Raw genomic sequence first — 17,285 nt, forward strand, 5'->3', positions numbered from 1 at the left:
GGCCGGGAGTGGATGGGACAATGACGGCCATGACCGCAGCCCATCGCCCCGACACCCTCACCATCACCCGCCCCGACGACTGGCACCTGCACATGCGCGACGGGGAGCCTCTGCGCACCGTCGTGCCGCACACGGCGGCGCAGTTCGGGCGCGCCATCATCATGCCCAACCTGCGCCCGCCCGTGACCACGGCGGCCCAGGCGCTCGACTACAAGGAGCGCATCCTGGCCGCCGTTCCGCAGGGCGTGTCGTTCGAGCCCCTGATGACGCTGTACCTCACCGACAACCTGCCGCCCGACGAGATCGTGCGTGCCAGGGATGCCGGCGTGGTCGCATGCAAGCTCTACCCCGCCGGCGCCACCACCAACAGCGACGCGGGCGTGACCGACCTGCGCAAGACCTACGCGACGCTGGAGGCCATGCAGAAGGCCGGCCTGCTGCTGCTGGTGCACGGCGAGGTGACGAGCAGCGACATCGACCTGTTCGACCGCGAGGCCGTGTTCATCGACCGGCAGCTGATCCCGCTGCGCCGCGACTTCCCCGAGCTCAAGATCGTCTTCGAGCACATCACCACCCGCGAGGCCGCGCAGTACGTGGCGGACGGCGACGCGTACACCGCGGCCACCATCACCGCGCACCACCTGCTGTACAACCGCAACGCCATCTTCACGGGCGGCATACGCCCGCACTACTACTGCCTGCCCGTGCTCAAGCGCGAGCTGCACCGCCAGGCGCTGGTGCAGGCGGCCACCAGCGGCAGCCCCAAGTTCTTCCTGGGCACCGACAGCGCGCCGCACCCCGCGCACCTCAAGGAGCACGCCACGGGCTGCGCCGGCTGCTACACCGCGCACGCCGCCATCGAGATGTATGCCGAGGCCTTCGACAACGCGGGCGTGCTCGACAGGCTGGAGGGCTTCGCCAGCTTCCACGGCCCGGCCTTCTACGGCCTGCCGCGCAACCAGGGCACGATCACCCTGCGCCGAGAAAGCTGGATGCCGCCCGACAGCTTCCCCTTCGGCGAGGCCGAGCTCAAGCCCCTGCGCGCGGGCGAGGCACTGCCGTGGCGGCTGGTGGCCTAGCCGCCATCGACTGGCAGCGCCCCTGGCTGACCCATCTGGCCCCCTTGGGGCGCCAGGCCGCGCAGCGCGTGCAGGCCGGCTCTGGCGTGGCCGATGCGCTCAACGCGCTGATCGACGAGGGCGCCGCCCCGCCGCCCGGCGTGCGCTTCGCGCCCCAGGCGGCGCTGCCGCCGGGCATGGCCTACGAGCAGTTCATCCACGCCGAGGGCCGCGTGCCCACGCGCGACAACCTGCACGACTTTTTCAACGGCCTCGTCTGGCTGCACTACCCGGCCACCAAGCGCCGCTTCAACCGGCTGCAGGCGCAGGTGATCGCGGCCGAGGGCGTGGGCGCGGTGCGCGGGCCGCTGCGCGACGCGCTCACGGTGTTCGACGAAAACGGCGCCGTGCTGCTGGCCCCGCAGGCCCTGCACGAGGCGCTGGCCGCGCGCCAGTGGCGCAGGCTGTGCGTGGAGCTGCGCCCGCTGTGGCGGCAGGCGCGGCTGCTGATCCTGGGCCATGCGCTGCTGGAGAAGCTGGTTTCACCGCGAAAACAGATCACGGCCCATGTCTACCAAGCGCAGGCAGCTACTGAAAATGTAGTGAGCGTGGACGGCTGGCTGGCCGCCGGCTTGTCGGCGCAGCGGCTGGCGGCCAAGCCGTTCAATCCCCTGCCGGTTCTGGGCGTGCCTGGCTGGTGGCCCGAAAACGAGAACTTTTGCTTTTATGATGACTCTCTCGTTTTCCGCAGCGCGCGCACCGCATAAGCCATCGACAACAGGTGCCTGCCGCTGCCAGCGTGGCTTGAACCGCCCCGCGCCATCCCCACCTTGTTGTTTGCCCTCGGCGCGGCGCCGCGGGCGACTTCCTGTCCTTGTCCGGAGAACCCTTCGATGAAACGCATTGCGCTCTTTCTGCTGACCAACATCGCCGTGGTGGCGGTGCTGGGCATCGTCGCCAGCCTGCTGGGCGTGAACCGCTACCTGACGGCCAACGGCCTGAACCTGGGCGCGCTGCTCGGCTTCGCCTTCGTCATGGGCTTTGGCGGCGCCATCATCTCGCTGCTGATGAGCAAGCCCATCGCCAAGATGAGCATGGGCGTGCAAATCATCAACGCGCCGCGCAACGCCGACGAGGCCTGGATCGTGGAGACCGTGCGCGGCTTCGCCGACAAGGCCGGCATCCAGATGCCCGAGGTCGGCATCTACCAGGGCGAGCCCAACGCCTTCGCCACGGGCGCGTTCAAGAACTCGGCGCTGGTGGCCGTCTCCACGGGCCTCCTGCAGGGCATGACGCGCGAGGAGGTCGAGGCCGTGATCGGCCACGAGGTGGCCCACGTGGCCAACGGCGACATGGTGACCATGGCGCTGATCCAGGGCGTGATGAACACCTTCGTGGTGTTCCTCTCGCGCGTGATCGGCTACGCGGTGGACAGCTTCCTGCGCAGGAACGACGAGAACAGCTCGGGCCCCGGCATCGGCTACATGGTCACCACCGTCGTGCTCGACATCGTGCTGGGGTTCCTGGCCGCCATCATCGTGGCCTGGTTCTCGCGCCAGCGCGAGTTCCGCGCCGACGCCGGCGCCGCCCAGCTCATGGGCCGCAAGCAGCCCATGATCAACGCGCTGCACCGCCTGGGTGGCATGCACCCGGGCCAGATGCCCCAGAGCCTGCAGGCCATGGGCATCACGGGGAACATCGGCAAGCTGTTCTCCTCGCACCCGCCCATCGAGGAGCGCGTGGCCGCGCTGCAGAACCTGCGCTGAACGGATTTTTCACCCGCCTATTGCCTGAGGGCGGGAGACCGTAAACACGCTCTTAGATCGGCTCGCGGCGCCGGAAGCAAGCCTGAGCAGCGGAAGTCGGCCACGACAATATCGCAGGATGCAGGTGCGAAATTGAAACATCTATAGATTACGGACTGATAGGTTCGCCATCGCCTATCCATATCCGAATCACAAAGGGCGCCATGACGGGGGAAGTCATTCAAAAGATGAAGTTATCTGTATGGAGGGGGTATGCCTCGAATCGATATGCAGCAGCTCTTTGCTTGACGCTCTTCACCGTACAGGCCGCCTATGCCGATGGCATTGCTGCAGGCCAGCCAACACAGTCACCCCGCACACCAAAGGATGAGCGGTCGTGGAAATGGCAGGTCACCCCCTATGTGTGGGCCGCCGGACTCAAAGGCCATATTTCCCCATTCCAGCATGCCCCGACGATGGATGTAGATAAGTCCTTTTCGGATGTGATGCATGACTTTAGAATGGGCGGCTTCGTCAATGTGTGGGGCCGCCGCGATCGATTCGTGCTGTCGGGCGATGTGATGTATGTCCGCACGGCGAATGGTCAGGGCAGTGGCCCTCTGGCGGCATTCCAGGTACCAGGTCTGGGCGTTCCGATCCCGCCAGGATCTAGTGTCAATGCAAAGGTCAACAGCAAGCAGTTCTCGGCGACATTGCAAGGTGGCTACCGCGTCATCGACTCACCGCGATTTACCCTCGATGCCTTGGGGGGCGTACGCTACTGGCATATTTCCACGGATGTCTCGGTGACTGCGAGCCACGCCTCCATCGGAACGCGGTCAGCCAGGCATGGGGAGAGTTTCAGTTGGGTGGATCCTGTGGTAGGTGTCCGCGCCTTTCTTCCCATCACACAGAAACTCTCCCTGCAAGCGCAGGCGGATGCCGGCGGCTTCGGCGTCGGCGCAAACCACACTTGGTCGACGCATGCGACGGTCAACTATGTCTTCTCTGATCGCCTTTCTGCGTCGGCGGGCTACAAGGTGCTCCATGTCGATTACGACCGTGGTGGCCATATCTATGACACGCGCCTGAGCGGCCCGGTCCTGGGGCTGACTTATCGGTTTTAAGGGAGTGCACTTTGAATATGTCCCGATTCGCTCACATTCTCACCATACTGGCCGCGGCCACGGCGTTAATGGCCGTTGAGGCGCAGGCTTGCACTCGTGTCATCTACCACGGTCCCGGCGGAACGTATCTCACTGGCCGTTCGATGGACTTCAAAGATCCCATTCTCAGCAATCTCTGGGTCTTTCCGCGCGGCATGAAGCGGCACGGGGCCGCCGGGCCGCGATCGGTGGAGTGGACTTCGGCCTATGGCAGCGTGATCGTTTCCGGCTATGAAATCTCGGCGGTGGACGGGATGAACGAGGCCGGCCTCAATGCCAATTTACTGTGGCTGGCCAACGCCAAATATCCCCAGGACGATGGCGCCACACCTCGCATATCGCTGTCGATATGGGCGCAGTATTTTCTTGATCAATTCGCCACGGTCGACGAGGCGGTCAAGCATGCGCAATCCACGCCGGTGCAGGTGGTCAGCGGCGAAGTTCCCGGCCGGCCCGGCAGTCTTGCCCCGCTGCACCTGTCGCTGTCGGACGCGACGGGAGATAGCGCGATTTTGGAGTGGATTGATGGCAAGCTGCGCATTCATCATGGCCGCGAGTTCCGCGTGATGACGAACGAACCCTCCTACGATGAGCAGCTCGCGATCACGCGCTACTGGAGCGGCGTCGATGGGCGCACGTTTTTGCCCGGCACCAATCGCGCATCCGACCGGTTCGTGCGCGCAAGTTATTACGCCGATGCGGTCGTTCAGACCGACGACCCTAGGACCGCCGCAGCCGCGGTGTTCAGCATTGTTCGGAATGTCTCTGTGCCCTATGGCATCAGCCTGCCGGACGCCCCCAATCTGTCCACGACACGCTGGCGTGTCGTGGCGGATCACAAGAACAAGCTGTTCTATGCCGAGTCCGCGACGTCGCCCAATGTGTTCTGGGTGGATCTCAAGCGTCTCGACTTTTCGCAAGGGGCCCAAGCACAGACCCTCAAACTAGGGGTGGACATGAATCGGATTCTTGCCGGTGAAGTGTCGAGCCAATTCGTTCCTGCCAAGCCTTTCGAATTCAAGGCGGCCGAGTAGCGGTGGACGAAATGGCCGGAGACCAGGGCGTGTTCTGAACTTCCAGCCGAAGCCAGTATCCGAGCGGCGGCCGGTAGCATGGGCACGGCAAAGACCAGAAAGTGCAGTCCGCTCACGACCTTGGACAGCCGCTCGCAGGAAAACTGCCGAGGTGGCGGCGCGGGGCACTACGGCGTGTGCAACTGCATCTGGCTGCGCTTCTTTACCCCGTCTTCACAAACCCCTGTCAACATCCGGTAGGGGTTTTCTCGTTGTAGGGGCCTGACTGTCAGGAGAGAGCATCGTGATTCTTACATCGACGTTTACAACGGGCCTGCGCCGCGCGCTGCCGGCCCTGGCGCTGGCCGCCGCCGGCCTGGCGCTGACTGGCTGCGTGGTGGCCCCGGCCTATCCGGTGGGCGATGTGGTGTATGCCCCCACGGCTCCGCCGCCCGTGCAGGCCGAGGTGGTTCCGGTCGCGCCCTCGCCGGTGCATGTGTGGATCAACGGCTACTGGGGCTGGGGCGGCGGGCGCTATGCCTGGACGCCGGGCTACTGGGCCGTGCCGCCGCGCCCCGGCTATGTCTGGCACCCGCGCCGCTGGGACCATGGGCCGCGCGGCTGGCAGCAGCGCGGCGGCCGCTGGGGCCCGCGCTGATACAGACCCCGCAGTGCATTACGCCTGGGCGTCCTGCGGCGTTGCCGGCGACGCGCCATGCCCGGCCTTGGCCATCAGGAAGTCGATGCAGGTGCGCACGGCGCGCGTCTGGTGGCGGTCGGGCAGGTACATCAGGTACATGTGGCTGCCGAAGATGCTCAGGCGGTATTCCTGCAGCGTGAGCAGCACCTCGCCGCTGGCCACCTCGGCCTGCACTACGTAGTCGGGCACCAGGCCTATGCCCAGCCCGGCCAGGATGCCCTGGCGCAGGAACGGGAAGTGCTCGGAGATCAGCGTGGGCTCCAGCAGCACCTCCTGGCGTTCCTCGCCCTGGTAGGCCGACAGGCGCAGCTGGCGGCCGGTCACGCCGGCCGTGATCACCGGGCTGTTGCGCAGTTCGTACAGCGTGGCGGGCAGGCCGTGGCTGGCGACGTAGGCGCGTGAGGCGCAGGCTACGTAGTGCATGGGCCCCAGGCTGCGTGCGATCACCGACAGCGGCGGCTCGGCGATGACGCGGATGGCGATGTCCACCTCGTCGCGCAGATGGTCCGTGCGGTTTTCGAACAGCACGTCCAGCACGATGCCGGGGTACAGCCGCTTGAACTCGATCAGCCACTCGCTCATCACGAGCTGGCCATAGCCGCTGGGCACGCTGATGCCCACGCGCCCCAGCAGTCCCTGGCCCAGGCTGGTGACGGTCTCGCGCGCGGCCACTATCTCGTTCTGTATCGCGCGGCCGTGCTCGTACAGGCGCAGGCCGATCTCGGTGGGCTCCACGCGGCGCGTGCTGCGCTTGATGAGCTGCACACCCACGGACTTTTCCAGCTGCGCCAGGTGGTAGCTGACGTTGGCGCGCGTCATCCTGAGTTTGCGCGCCGCCTGGCTCAGGTTGCCGCTGTCGATGATTTCCACCAGAAGGGTGAGGGATTGCAGGTCCATGCGATGGATTGTCAAGTTGTATTTGACTCTTTGTCAATGAATGATGTTATTGTTAAAACCGCCTGTCTATGCAGAATGGGCGTCTTTACTTTTCATCAGGAGACAACACGATGAGCGAGCAAGCCGGCGCTTCCCCCGTCCAGATCCGCCTCGATGGCGAGGTGCTGGTGGTCAGCATCGACAACCCACCCGTCAACGCGCTGGGCCAGGCCGTGCGTGCCGGCCTTCAGGCGGCCCTGGAGCGGCTGGAGCAGGATGCCGCCGTCCGCGCCATGCTGCTCGTGGGCCGGGGGCGGGCCTTCATCGCCGGCGCGGACATCCGCGAGTTCGGCAAGCCGCCGATGGCCCCCTTCCTGCCCGAGGTGCTCAACCGCATGGAGGCCGGCAGCAAGCTGGTGGTGGCATCCATCCACGGCCCGGCGCTGGGCGGCGGGCTGGAGGTCGCCATGGCCACGCATTACCGCCTGGCCTTGCCCGGCGCCAAGCTGGGCCTGCCCGAGGTGAATCTGGGCCTGCTGCCCGGCGCCGGCGGCACGCAGCGTTCGCCACGCCTGATGGGCGCGCTGCCCGCGGCCGAACTGATGCTCGCTGGCCAGCACCTGTCTGCCAAGGCGGCCCTGGCCGCCGGCCTGGTGGACAGGCTGGTCGAGGGCGACGACCCCGAGGCTGCCGGCCTCGCCTATGTGCGCGAACTGCTCGCCGGCGGCACGCTGCCGCGCCGCACCTGCGACCTGGAGGTGGCCGACAAGGCCGCGGCCCTGGCGGCGCTGGACCAGCTGGCGGCCGACACGGCCAAGAAGACGCGCGGCCTGTTCTCTCCGGGGAAGATCATCGAATGCGTCAAGGCCGCCGTGCAGATGCCCTTCGCCGACGGTGTGAAGCGCGAGCGCGAACTGTTCCTCGAATGCCTGAACAGCCCGCAGCGCGCCGGCCTGGTGCATGCCTTCTTCTCCGAGCGCGAGACCGCCAAGATCCCCGAGGCCAAGGGCGCCGCGCCGCGCCATTTCGCCAAGCTGGCCGTCATCGGCGGCGGCACCATGGGCGCGGGCATCACGGTCTCGGCCCTGGACGCGGGCCTGGAGGTGGTGATGATCGAGCGCGATGCCGAGTCGATCGCGCGCGGCCGGAAGAACGTGGAGAAGGTCTACGACGGCCTGATCGCCAGGGGCCGCATGACCGCCGAGGCCAAGGCCGCTATTCTTGCGCGCTACCAGCCCAGCACCGCGTATGACGACATCAAGGATGTGGACCTGGTGATCGAGGCGGTGTTCGAGGACATCGAGGTCAAGAAGGCCGTGTTCAAGGAACTCGACCGCGTGTGCAAGAGCGGAGCGGTGCTGGCCACCAACACCTCGTACCTGGACATCGACGCCATCGCCGCCGTCACCAGCCGTCCGCAGGACGTGATCGGCCTGCACTTCTTCAGCCCGGCCAACATCATGCGGCTGCTGGAGATCGTGGTGCCCGCCAAGGTGGCGCCCGACGTGGTGGTCACCGCGTTCGAGCTGGCCAAGCGCATGAAGAAGGTGCCGGTGCGCGCCGGCGTGTGCGACGGCTTCATTGGCAACCGCATCCTGTCCGTCTACCGCGAGGCGGCCAACCACATCCTGGAGGACGGCGCCAGCCCCTACGAGATCGACGCGGCCGTGCGCGAGTTCGGCTACCCCATGGGGCCGTTCCAGATGTCGGACCTGGCGGGCGGCGACATCGGCTGGGCCACGCGCAAGCGCAAGGCGGCCACGCGCGACCCCAGGGCGCGCTACGTGGAGATCGCCGACCGCGTTGCCGAGCGCGGCTGGTTCGGCCAGAAGACCGGGCGCGGCTGGTACCTGTACCCTGAAGGAGCACGCACCGGCCAGCAGGACCCCGAGGTGCTGGCCATCGTGGACGCCGAGCGCACGAAGAAGGGCATCGCGCCGCGCGCCTTCACGCACGAGGAGATCATGCGCCGCTACATGGCGGCCATGGTGAACGAGGGCGCCAAGGTGCTGGAGGAGGGCATCGCGCTGCGCCCGCTGGACATCGACGTGACCTTCCTGTTCGGCTACGGCTTCCCGCGCTGGCGTGGCGGCCCGATGCAGTGGGCCGACATGGCCGGCCTGCCCAAGGTCCTGGCCGACATCCGCGAATTCGCCAAGGAAGACGCGCTGTTCTGGCAGCCCGCGCCGCTGCTGGAAAAGCTGGTTGCCGAGGGCAAGAACTTCGCCAGCCTGAACCAGCGCGGCTGATTCCCGGCACGCCCTCTCCCCCACGGGGGAGAGGGAGAAATTTCATAGACATACAGAACCATCAAAGGAGCACACCATGCGCGAAGCCGTCATCGTTTCCACCGCCCGCACGCCTCTGGCCAAGTCGCACCGCGGCGAATTCAACGTCACCCCCGGCGCCCAGCTCGGCGCCTTCTCGGTGCAGGCCGCGGTGCAGCGCGCCGGCATCGAGCCCGGCCTGATCGAGGACCTGATCTGGGGCTGCGGCTACCCCGAGGGCACCACCGGCCGCAACATCGGCCGCCAGACCGCGCTGCGCGCCGGCCTGCCGGTGACGGTGGGCGGCACCGTGATCAACCGCTTCTGCTCGTCGGGCCTGCAGGCGATCGCCGTGGCGGCCGGGCGCATCGTCATGGAGGGCGTGCCCGCCATGGTCGCCGGCGGCGTGGAGAGCATCTCGCTCATGCGCCCCGCGGGCCGCACCGGCACGTCCGACATGGACCCCTGGCTGCTCGAGCACAAGCCCGCGCTGTTCATGGAGATGATCGACACCGCTGACGTGGTGGCCCAGCGCTACGGCATCACGCGCGAGGACCAGGACGCGTTCGCGCTGCTGAGCCAGCAGCGCACCGCCGCCGCCCAGGCCGCCGGCGTGTTCGCCAACGAGATCGTGCCCTGCGCCACCACCATGGCCGAGAAGAACAAGGAGACCGGCGAGGTCACCCACCGCGAGGTGGTGGCTACCATGGACAACTGCAACCGCCCGGGCACCACGCTGGAAGGCCTGGCCAAGCTGGAGCCGGTGAAGGGCGCGGGCAAGTTCATCACCGCGGGCAATGCCTCGCAGCTGTCCGACGGCTCGGCCGCCTGCGTGCTGATGGAGGCCAAGGAGGCCGAGCGCCGCGGCCTGCAACCGCTGGGCGCCTTGCGCGGCTTCGCCATCGCCGGCTGCGAGCCCGACGAGATGGGCATCGGCCCGGTGTTCGCCGTGCCGCGCCTGCTCGAGCGCACGGGCCTGAAGGTCGAGGACATCGACCTGTGGGAGCTCAACGAGGCCTTCGCCTCGCAGGCGCTGTACTGCCAGCGCAAGCTGGGCATTCCCATGGAGCGCCTGAACGTCAACGGCGGCGCCATCTCCATCGGCCACCCGTTCGGCATGACGGGCGCGCGCCTGGCGGGCCACGTCCTGCTCGAAGGCCAGCGCCGCAAGGCGCGCGGCGAGAAGGCCAAGTGGGGCGTGGTCACCATGTGCATCGGCGGCGGCATGGGCGCGGCCGGCCTGTTCGAGATTTTCTGAGAAAGCACCACCATGGACCTGCAATTCACCCCCGAAGAAGAGGCGTTCCGCGCCGAGGTGCGCGCCTTCCTCAAGGACCATCTGCCCCCGCAGCTCGCCGCCAAGGTCAAGGCCGGCCAGCGCCTGACGCGCGCCGACCAGGAGGGCTGGCACGCCATCCTGAACCAGAAGGGCTGGCTCGCCTACCACTGGCCCAAGGAGCATGGCGGCACCGGCTGGACCCCGATCCAGAAGTTCATCTTCGACGATGAATGCGCCATGGCCGGCGGCCCGCGCCTGGTGCCGTTCGGCCTGTCCATGCTGGGCCCGGTGCTGATCAAGTACGGCAACGAGGCGCAGAAGCAGCGCTGGCTGCCGCGCATCCTCAATGGCGACGACTGGTGGTGCCAGGGTTATTCCGAGCCCGGCGCGGGTTCGGACCTGGCCAGCCTCAAGACCACGGCCGTGCGCGAGGGCGACCACTACGTCGTCAACGGCCAGAAGACCTGGACCACCCAGGGCCAGCACGCCAACATGATGTTCTGCCTGGTGCGCACCGACAGGCAGGCCAAGGCGCAGTCGGGCATCAGCTTCGTGCTCATCGACATGGACCAGCCCGGCGTGGAGGTGCGCCCCATCCGCACGCTGGACGGCGACGCCGAGGTCAACGAGGTCTTCCTCACCGACGTGAAGGTGCCTTTGGCGAACCTGGTGGGCGAGGAGAACAAGGGCTGGACCTACGCCAAGTACCTGCTGACCTACGAGCGCACGGGCATCGCCGGCGTGGGCTTCTCCATGGCCGCGCTGGAAAAGCTGAAGGTGATCGCGGCGCGCGTGCACCGCAACGGCAAGCCGCTGGCGCAGGACCCGCAGTTCGCCACGCGCATGGCGCAGGTCGAGATCGACCTGGAGAACATGAAGACCACCAACCTGCGCGTGCTCGCCGCGGTGCAGGGCGGCGGCGTGCCGGGGGCCGAGAGCTCCATGCTCAAGATCCGCGGCACGGTGATCCGCCAGGAGCTGCTGTCGCTGATCCGCCGCGCCATGGGGCCGTATGCGCTGCCCTACATCGAGGCCGCGCAGTTCGCCGAGTACGATCAGGCGCCCGTCGGCCCCAAGGAGGCCGCCACCGCCGCGGCCGCGTACTTCAACTACCGCAAGCTGTCGATCTTCGGCGGCTCCAACGAAATCCAGCGCAACATCATCTCCAAGATGATCCTGGGGCTGTGAGGGGACGGGCATGAACTTTGAGCACAACGAAGACCGCCGCATGCTGGCGGACGCGCTGCAGCGCTACCTGGGCGAGCAATACCCCGCCGAATACCGCAACCGGGCGGCCTATGGCGCGGCCGGCTTCAGCGCCGAGACCTATGCCAAGCTGGCCGAGATCGGCGCCATCGGCGCGCTGTTCAAGGAGGCCGATGGCGGCCTCGGAGGCCAGGGGCCGGACATCGCCCTGGTGTTCGAGGCCCTGGGCAACCACCTGGTGGCCGAGCCCCTGCTGGGCGCGCTGCTGGTCGGACGCGCGCTGGCCGAGGCCGGCAGCGCGGCGCAAAAGGACCGCCTGGAGGGCATCATCGCCGGCACCACGCTGGCTGCCCTGGCGCATGACGAGCCCGCCAACCACTACGAGCTGAACCGCGTCGCCACCACCGCGAAGCGGGACGGCGGCGGCTGGGTGCTCGACGGCGCCAAGGCCGTGGTGCTGTTCGGCGACCAGGCGCAGCTGTTGCTGGTGAGCGCGCGCACCAGCGGCGCCGTGGGCGACGAGGCCGGCATCTCGCTGTTCCTGGTGCCCGGCGACGCCGCCGGCATCAGCGCGCGCGGCTATGGCCGCATCGACGGCGGCCACGCGGCCGAGGTGGCCTTGGCTGGCGTCAAGGTCGGCGCGGATGCGCTGCTGGGCGCCGAAGGCGCCGGCCATGCGCTGCTGGAGCGCTGCGTGGGCTTCGGCCTGCTGGCGCTGGCGGCCGAAAGCCTGGGTGCCATGGACAAGGCCAAGACCGACACGCTGGAATACCTGCGCACGCGCAAGCAGTTCGGCGTGCCCATCGGCAGCTTCCAGGCCCTGCAGCACCGCATGGCCGACATGCTGCTGGAGGTGGAGCAGGCGCGCTCGGCCGTGATCAACGCCGCCGCGGCCATCGATGGCACCGACCGCGTGGCGCGCGAGAAGGCCCTGTCGGCCGCCAAGTACAGCGTGGGCAAGATCGGCACGCTGATCGCGGAAGAGGCGATCCAGATGCACGGCGGCATCGGCGTGACCTGGGAGCTGCCGCTGGCCCACTACGCCAAGCGCCTCGTGTTGATCGACCACCAGCTCGGCGACATGGACCACCACCTGGCGCGCTGGATGGCGCTGGCCGCCTGAACCTCGCCGCATTGGCTCCCTCGTCCCCCCTGGGGCGAGGGGATCAAGGAAAAAAGCCGCCAGCCCTTGCCCAGCAAGCGCTGCCAGCTATCAAAAAACTAATACAGGAGATGCCCATGACCGATAACGCCCTGCTGACCCGCCGCGAGGGTGCCGTGCTCGTGCTGTCCAACAACAACCCCGGCGCGCGCAACGCGCTCACGCCGGGCTTCTACACGGGACTCACGGCGGCGCTGCACGCGGCCGCGTGCGACAGCACCGTAGGCGCCGTGGTGCTCACCGGCGAGGGCGGGCATTTCTGCTCCGGCGGCGACCTGCGCCAGATCGCGCACCGGCGCGAGCAGCCGATCGCGCAGCGGCGCCTGAAGATCGAAGCCCTGCACGACGTGGTGCGCGCGCTGCGCGACTGCCCCAAGCCCGTGATCATGGCCGTGGAGGGCGCGGCCGCGGGCGCCGGCCTGTCGCTGGCGCTGGCCGGCGACATGCTGGTGGCCGCGAAGAACGCGCAGTTTTCCGTGGCCTACGTCAAGGTGGGGCTCACGCCCGACGGCGGCGCCACCGCGCTGCTGGCGGAAACGCTGCCGCGCCAGCTGCTCACCGAGCTGTGCCTGACGGGCGAACGCGTGAGCGGCGAGCGCATGCACCAGCTCGGCGTGGCCAACCGCCTGGCCGAGCCCGGCCAGGCCCTGGCCACGGCGCTGGAGATGGCGCGGCAGGTGGCCGCCGGGCCAGACCTGGCCATGGCGCGCATCAAGCACCTGTGCCGCGTGGCGCCGCGCAATACGCTGGAGCAGCAGCTGGAGCTGGAGGCGCTGTACATGCCGCTGTCGCAGGAGACCGAGGAGTCGCGCGAGGGCATCAACGCCTTCCTGGAAAAGCGCGCGCCCGACTTTGCCAAGCTGCGCGGCGGCAGGCAGGGCTGAGCGCTGGTGCGCCTGGCGCGGGGAGACATGGACGTATGAGCCGATCCATTGAAGACGCACGGCGGGTCCTGGACGCGCAGCCGTTCAGCCGCCTGGTTCAGGCAGAAGTGACGCAATACACGGCGCAGGTGGTGGAGCTGCGCGTGCCCGTCACCGAACAGATCAGGCAGCAGCACGGCTTCGTGCACGGCGGCGTGGTCTCGTATCTGGCGGACAACGCGCTCACGTTTGCCGGCGGCATGGCACTGGGGCCCGGTGTCGTGACCTCGGAATACAAGATCAACTATGTGCGCCCCGCTGTCGGCGATTTTCTTGCGGCACGCGCCACGGCCGTGCATGCGGGCCGAACGCAGGCGGTCTGCCGCTGCGATGTCTATGCGGTCTCCGATGGCGCCGAGAAACTGTGCGCCGTCGCCCAGGGAACGATTGCCCTCATGGGCGCCAGGAAAACGGATTGACGTGAGCAACAAGGAGTGCGAGCCATGACATCGACCAACCCGTCCGTCCAGGACTTTCCCCTGCAAGGCGTGCGCGTGCTCGACCTCTCGCGCGTGTTCGCCGGCCCCATGTGCGCCATGGTGCTGGCCGACTTCGGCGCCGAGGTGGTCAAGGTGGAGCACCCGGGCCGCGGCGACGACACGCGCGACTGGGGCCTGCGCATCGGCAAGACCGAGACCACCTACTACAACAGCATGAACCGCAACAAGCGGTCCATCACCATCGACCTGCAGACGGCCGAGGGGCTGAAGATCGTCCACGACCTGGTGCCCCAGTGCGACGTGGTCATCCACAACTTCAAGACCGGCGGCGCCGAAAAGCTCGGCCTGGGCTACGAGCAGCTCAAGGCCATCAAGCCGGACCTGGTCTACTGCGCCGTGGCCGGCTACGACGTGACCGGCCCCGAGGCCAGCCGCCCCGGCTACGACCTGGTGATACAGGGCGAGGCCGGGCTCATGGCACTCAACGGCGAGGCGAACACGCCGCCGCTGAAGTTCGGCGTGGCCGTGGTGGACCTGATGACCGGCATGTACGCGGCCCAGGCCGTGCTGGCGGCGCTGTTCAGGCGCGAGCGCACGGGCAAGGGGCAATTGATCCAGATGGCGCTGTACGACTGCGGCCTCACGGTCACGGGCTACTACGGGCTGGACGCGCTCAAGCTCGGCCACGACCCCGAGCGCTACGGCAACGCCCATCCCTCCATCGTGCCCTACGGCATGTACGAGGCGGCGGACGGCCCCCTGATCATCGCCGTGGGCAACAACGCCCAGTTCGACAAGTTCTGCCGCCAGGTCATCATGCGCCCGGACATCGTGGAGGACCCGCGCTTCGCCACCAACGTGGAGCGCGCCAGGAACCGCCTGGAGCTCAGCCCCCTGCTCAAGGAGCTGATCCACACCTTCCCGCGCGACCTGCTGCTCGAGCGCCTGACGGCCGCCGGCATCCCCTGCGGCCGCGTGGCCGGCCTGCACGAGGCGCTGAGCAGCGAGCGCACGCGCCGCGGCCGCATGGTGCAGGACATGCCGCACCCGGTCGTGGGCACCACGCCGGTGTTCGCGCCGCCGTACCGCCTGGACGGCCAGCGCCTGCCGATCCGCAACGCGCCGCCCACGCTGGGCGAGGGCACGCGCGAGGTGCTGCACAAGCTGCTGGCACTGAGCGACGAGCAGCTGCAGGCCCTGCAGGCGCAGGGCGTGCTGACCCTGCCGCAACCGTGATGCTTTGGAAAGCATAGCTGCAGCCGCTTGGTACACAAGGGCTGCATGCGTTTTTGACTAGAGGAACCGAGCAATGAAGTTTTCCGCAATGAACCGCCGCGCCGCCCTGGCCCTGGCCGCCACGCCGCTGCTGGCCGGCATGGCGGGCGGCGTGCAGGCGCAGGGCGCCTGGCCCGACAAGATGGTCAAGCTGGTCGTGCCCTTCCCGGCCGGCGGCCCGACCGACACGGCCTCGCGCATCGTGGGCCAGAAGCTGGCCGAACGGCTCAAGCAGGCCGTGGTGGTGGACAACCGCCCCGGCGCCTCGGGCTCCATCGCCGCGGGCCAGGTCGCCAAGAGCGCGCCCGACGGCTACACGCTGATGATGCTGGCCACGCCCACGCTGCTGGCCCCGCACCTGTACCGGAAGACCGGCTACGACACGGTGAAGGACTTCGCGCCCGTGGCCACGGTGTACGACCTGCCCATCGTCATCGTCGTCAACCCCAAGCTGCTGCCCGATGTGGCCGACCTCAAGTCGCTCATCGCCCACGCCAAGGCGCAGAAGACCCCGCTGAACTACACCAGCTCGGGCGCCGGCAGCTTCGGCCACCTGAGCATGGAACTGCTCAAGCAGATGGCGGGCTTCGACATGCAGCACGTGCCCTACAAGGGCGGCGTGCCGGCCATCACCGACACCATCGGCGGCCAGGTGCCCATCATGTATGCCGACCTGGTGGCGGCGCTGCCGCACATCCAGGCGGGCAAGCTGCGCGCCATTGCCGTGGGCTCGCCCCAGCGCGTGGTCATGCTGCCCGAGGTGAAGACCATCGCCGAGCAGGGCATCAAGGGCTACGACGCCGTGTCCTGGGGCGGCCTGCTGGCGCCCCAGGGTACGCCCAAGGCCGTGGTGGACCGCATCGCCGCCGAGGTCAAGCAGATCCTGGCCGACAAGGAGATCCAGGACAAGCTGCTGGGCGTTGGCGCCATCGCCCACTTCCAGGACCCGGCGCAGATGGGCCAGCGCATCCAGAACGACTACGGCCGCTGGGGCCAGATCATCCGCGACAAGGGCATTGCGCCTGAATGAGGACCACATGAAGACCCGTATCACAGAACTGTTCGGCATAGCGCACCCCATCATCCAGGGCGGCATGCACCACGTGGGCTATGCCGAGCTGGCATCGGCCGTCTCCAACGCCGGGGGGCTGGGCATCATCACCGGCCTGACGCAGAAGACGCCCGAGCTGCTGGCCAGGGAGATCGCGCGCTGCCGCGAGATGACCGACAAGCCCTTCGGCGTGAATCTCACCTTCCTGCCCGCGGTCAACCCGCCCGACTATCCGGGCTACGTGAAGGCCATCGTCGAGGGCGGCGTGAAGATCGTCGAGACCGCGGGCAACAACCCGCAGAAATGGCTGCCCGCGCTCAAGGAGGCGGGCATCAAGGTCATCCACAAGTGCACCTCGGTGCGCCACGCGCTCAAGGCCGAGGCCATCGGCTGCGACGCCGTCAGCGTGGACGGCTTCGAGTGCGGCGGCCATCCGGGCGAGGACGACATCCCCAACTTCATCCTGCTGCCGCGCGCGGCCGAGGAGCTCAAGATCCCGTTCGTCGCCTCGGGCGGCATGGCGGACGGCCGCTCGCTCGTGGCCGCGCTGGCGCTGGGCGCCGATGGCGTCAACATGGGCACGCGCTTCATCGCCACCCGGGAGGCGCCGGTGCACGACAACGTCAAGCAGGCCATCGTCGCCGCCAGCGAACTGGACACGCGCCTGATCATGCGGCCGCTGCGCAATACCGAGCGCGTGCTGACCAACGCCGCCACCGAGCGCGTGCTGCAAAAGGAGCGCGAACTGGGCGCGGCCGTCACGTTCGCCAACATCGCGCCCGAGGTGGCCGGCGTCTACCCGCGCATCATGCAGCAGGGCGACATGGGGGCCGGCGTCTGGTCCTGCGGCATGGTCGCCGGCCTGATCCGCGACGTGCCCACCGTGCAGCAGCTCATCGATTCCATCATGTCCCAGGCCGAGGCGCTGATCCAGGAACGCCTGGCCGGCATGCTCCGATAACCCCCCAGCAGAAAGAAGCTCTCCATGAAAATCCTCGTCCCCGTCAAGCGCGTGGTGGACTACAACGTGAAAGTCCGGGTGAAATCGGACGGCACGGGCGTAGACATCGCCAACGTGAAGATGAGCATGAACCCCTTCGACGAAATCGCCGTCGAGGAAGCCG

The 17,285-nt window shown here is 67.9% G+C and carries 16 protein-coding genes and 1 pseudogene; 16 read left to right on the forward strand and 1 reads right to left on the reverse strand.

Features of this window, described 5'->3' with window-relative positions; all coding sequences use genetic code 11:
* Positions 1–29: 29 nt before the first annotated feature.
* The 6 genes from pyrC to ACX12L_RS20160 all read left to right on the forward strand — a co-directional run bounded on the left by pyrC (position 30) and on the right by ACX12L_RS20160 (position 5,640).
* The gene (gene pyrC, locus ACX12L_RS20135; RefSeq protein ID WP_459264217.1) at positions 30–1,079 is read left to right on the forward strand and encodes a dihydroorotase; all 1,050 of its coding nucleotides are present in this window, start codon (positions 30–32) and stop codon (positions 1,077–1,079) included.
* Positions 1,061–1,825 carry a DUF3025 domain-containing protein gene (locus tag ACX12L_RS20140; protein WP_459264218.1) on the forward strand — a complete coding sequence of 255 codons (765 nt, stop codon included), beginning with the start codon at positions 1,061–1,063 and terminating at the stop codon, positions 1,823–1,825. Before pyrC ends, ACX12L_RS20140 begins: the two co-directional genes overlap by 19 nt.
* A gap of 126 nt (positions 1,826–1,951) precedes the next feature.
* Positions 1,952–2,824, forward strand: a complete 873-nt coding sequence (gene htpX, locus ACX12L_RS20145) for a protease HtpX (RefSeq protein WP_459264219.1) — start codon at positions 1,952–1,954, stop codon at positions 2,822–2,824.
* Positions 2,825–3,108: 284 nt separating this feature from the next.
* Complete coding sequence (locus ACX12L_RS20150) at positions 3,109–3,930, forward strand: porin family protein (RefSeq protein WP_459264220.1); 822 nt, start codon at positions 3,109–3,111, stop codon at positions 3,928–3,930.
* Between the two features lie 17 nt (positions 3,931–3,947).
* Complete coding sequence (locus ACX12L_RS20155; RefSeq protein WP_459264221.1) at positions 3,948–5,003, forward strand: linear amide C-N hydrolase; 1,056 nt, start codon at positions 3,948–3,950, stop codon at positions 5,001–5,003.
* 283 nt (positions 5,004–5,286) lie between these two features.
* On the forward strand, positions 5,287–5,640 hold the full coding sequence (locus ACX12L_RS20160; protein ID WP_459264222.1) for a hypothetical protein: 354 nt from the start codon (positions 5,287–5,289) through the stop codon (positions 5,638–5,640).
* 18 nt (positions 5,641–5,658) lie between these two features.
* Here ACX12L_RS20160 and ACX12L_RS20165 read toward each other — a convergent pair whose 3' ends face one another.
* The gene (locus ACX12L_RS20165; protein ID WP_459264223.1) at positions 5,659–6,579 is read right to left on the reverse strand and encodes a LysR family transcriptional regulator; all 921 of its coding nucleotides are present in this window, start codon (positions 6,577–6,579) and stop codon (positions 5,659–5,661) included.
* Positions 6,580–6,689: 110 nt separating this feature from the next.
* Between ACX12L_RS20165 and ACX12L_RS20170 the strand changes: the two genes are divergently transcribed.
* From ACX12L_RS20170 to ACX12L_RS20215, 10 genes and pseudogenes are all read left to right on the forward strand, one after another.
* Positions 6,690–8,807, forward strand: coding sequence for a 3-hydroxyacyl-CoA dehydrogenase NAD-binding domain-containing protein (locus ACX12L_RS20170; protein WP_459264224.1), 2,118 nt, complete (start codon positions 6,690–6,692; stop codon positions 8,805–8,807).
* 76 nt (positions 8,808–8,883) lie between these two features.
* On the forward strand, positions 8,884–10,083 hold the full coding sequence (locus ACX12L_RS20175; RefSeq protein WP_459264225.1) for an acetyl-CoA C-acyltransferase: 1,200 nt from the start codon (positions 8,884–8,886) through the stop codon (positions 10,081–10,083).
* Between the two features lie 12 nt (positions 10,084–10,095).
* The gene (locus ACX12L_RS20180) at positions 10,096–11,292 is read left to right on the forward strand and encodes an acyl-CoA dehydrogenase family protein (protein WP_459264226.1); all 1,197 of its coding nucleotides are present in this window, start codon (positions 10,096–10,098) and stop codon (positions 11,290–11,292) included.
* Between the two features lie 10 nt (positions 11,293–11,302).
* Complete coding sequence (locus ACX12L_RS20185; RefSeq protein WP_459264227.1) at positions 11,303–12,433, forward strand: acyl-CoA dehydrogenase family protein; 1,131 nt, start codon at positions 11,303–11,305, stop codon at positions 12,431–12,433.
* A 116-nt stretch (positions 12,434–12,549) separates the two neighbouring features.
* Positions 12,550–13,356, forward strand: a complete 807-nt coding sequence (locus ACX12L_RS20190; RefSeq protein WP_459264228.1) for an oxepin-CoA hydrolase, alternative type — start codon at positions 12,550–12,552, stop codon at positions 13,354–13,356.
* A 35-nt stretch (positions 13,357–13,391) separates the two neighbouring features.
* Complete coding sequence (locus ACX12L_RS20195) at positions 13,392–13,814, forward strand: PaaI family thioesterase (protein WP_459264229.1); 423 nt, start codon at positions 13,392–13,394, stop codon at positions 13,812–13,814.
* Between the two features lie 24 nt (positions 13,815–13,838).
* A complete protein-coding gene (locus tag ACX12L_RS20200) occupies positions 13,839–15,071 on the forward strand; it encodes a CaiB/BaiF CoA transferase family protein (protein WP_459264230.1) in 1,233 nt (410 codons plus the stop codon).
* A 73-nt stretch (positions 15,072–15,144) separates the two neighbouring features.
* The gene (locus tag ACX12L_RS20205; protein ID WP_459264231.1) at positions 15,145–16,140 is read left to right on the forward strand and encodes a Bug family tripartite tricarboxylate transporter substrate binding protein; all 996 of its coding nucleotides are present in this window, start codon (positions 15,145–15,147) and stop codon (positions 16,138–16,140) included.
* 7 nt (positions 16,141–16,147) lie between these two features.
* Positions 16,148–17,122, forward strand: coding sequence for an NAD(P)H-dependent flavin oxidoreductase (locus ACX12L_RS20210; protein WP_459264232.1), 975 nt, complete (start codon positions 16,148–16,150; stop codon positions 17,120–17,122).
* Between the two features lie 24 nt (positions 17,123–17,146).
* Positions 17,147–17,285 (forward strand): annotated as a pseudogene (locus ACX12L_RS20215) (electron transfer flavoprotein subunit beta/FixA family protein); the annotation flags it as partial.

The organism is Alicycliphilus sp. T452, assembly GCF_054512775.1.

What these genes read in the sequence shown, in the direction of transcription:
- pyrC (WP_459264217.1), top strand. Translation starts at nt 30, where the DNA reads ATGACCGCAGCCCATCGCCCCGACACCCTCACCATCACCCGCCCCGAC.
- htpX (WP_459264219.1), top strand. Translation starts at nt 1,952, where the DNA reads ATGAAACGCATTGCGCTCTTTCTGCTGACCAACATCGCCGTGGTGGCG.
- ACX12L_RS20155 (WP_459264221.1), top strand. Translation starts at nt 3,948, where the DNA reads ATGTCCCGATTCGCTCACATTCTCACCATACTGGCCGCGGCCACGGCG.
- ACX12L_RS20165 (WP_459264223.1), bottom strand. Translation starts at nt 6,579, where the DNA reads ATGGACCTGCAATCCCTCACCCTTCTGGTGGAAATCATCGACAGCGGC.
- ACX12L_RS20170 (WP_459264224.1), top strand. Translation starts at nt 6,690, where the DNA reads ATGAGCGAGCAAGCCGGCGCTTCCCCCGTCCAGATCCGCCTCGATGGC.
- ACX12L_RS20175 (WP_459264225.1), top strand. Translation starts at nt 8,884, where the DNA reads ATGCGCGAAGCCGTCATCGTTTCCACCGCCCGCACGCCTCTGGCCAAG.
- ACX12L_RS20180 (WP_459264226.1), top strand. Translation starts at nt 10,096, where the DNA reads ATGGACCTGCAATTCACCCCCGAAGAAGAGGCGTTCCGCGCCGAGGTG.
- ACX12L_RS20185 (WP_459264227.1), top strand. Translation starts at nt 11,303, where the DNA reads ATGAACTTTGAGCACAACGAAGACCGCCGCATGCTGGCGGACGCGCTG.
- ACX12L_RS20190 (WP_459264228.1), top strand. Translation starts at nt 12,550, where the DNA reads ATGACCGATAACGCCCTGCTGACCCGCCGCGAGGGTGCCGTGCTCGTG.
- ACX12L_RS20195 (WP_459264229.1), top strand. Translation starts at nt 13,392, where the DNA reads ATGAGCCGATCCATTGAAGACGCACGGCGGGTCCTGGACGCGCAGCCG.
- ACX12L_RS20200 (WP_459264230.1), top strand. Translation starts at nt 13,839, where the DNA reads ATGACATCGACCAACCCGTCCGTCCAGGACTTTCCCCTGCAAGGCGTG.
- ACX12L_RS20205 (WP_459264231.1), top strand. Translation starts at nt 15,145, where the DNA reads ATGAAGTTTTCCGCAATGAACCGCCGCGCCGCCCTGGCCCTGGCCGCC.
- ACX12L_RS20210 (WP_459264232.1), top strand. Translation starts at nt 16,148, where the DNA reads ATGAAGACCCGTATCACAGAACTGTTCGGCATAGCGCACCCCATCATC.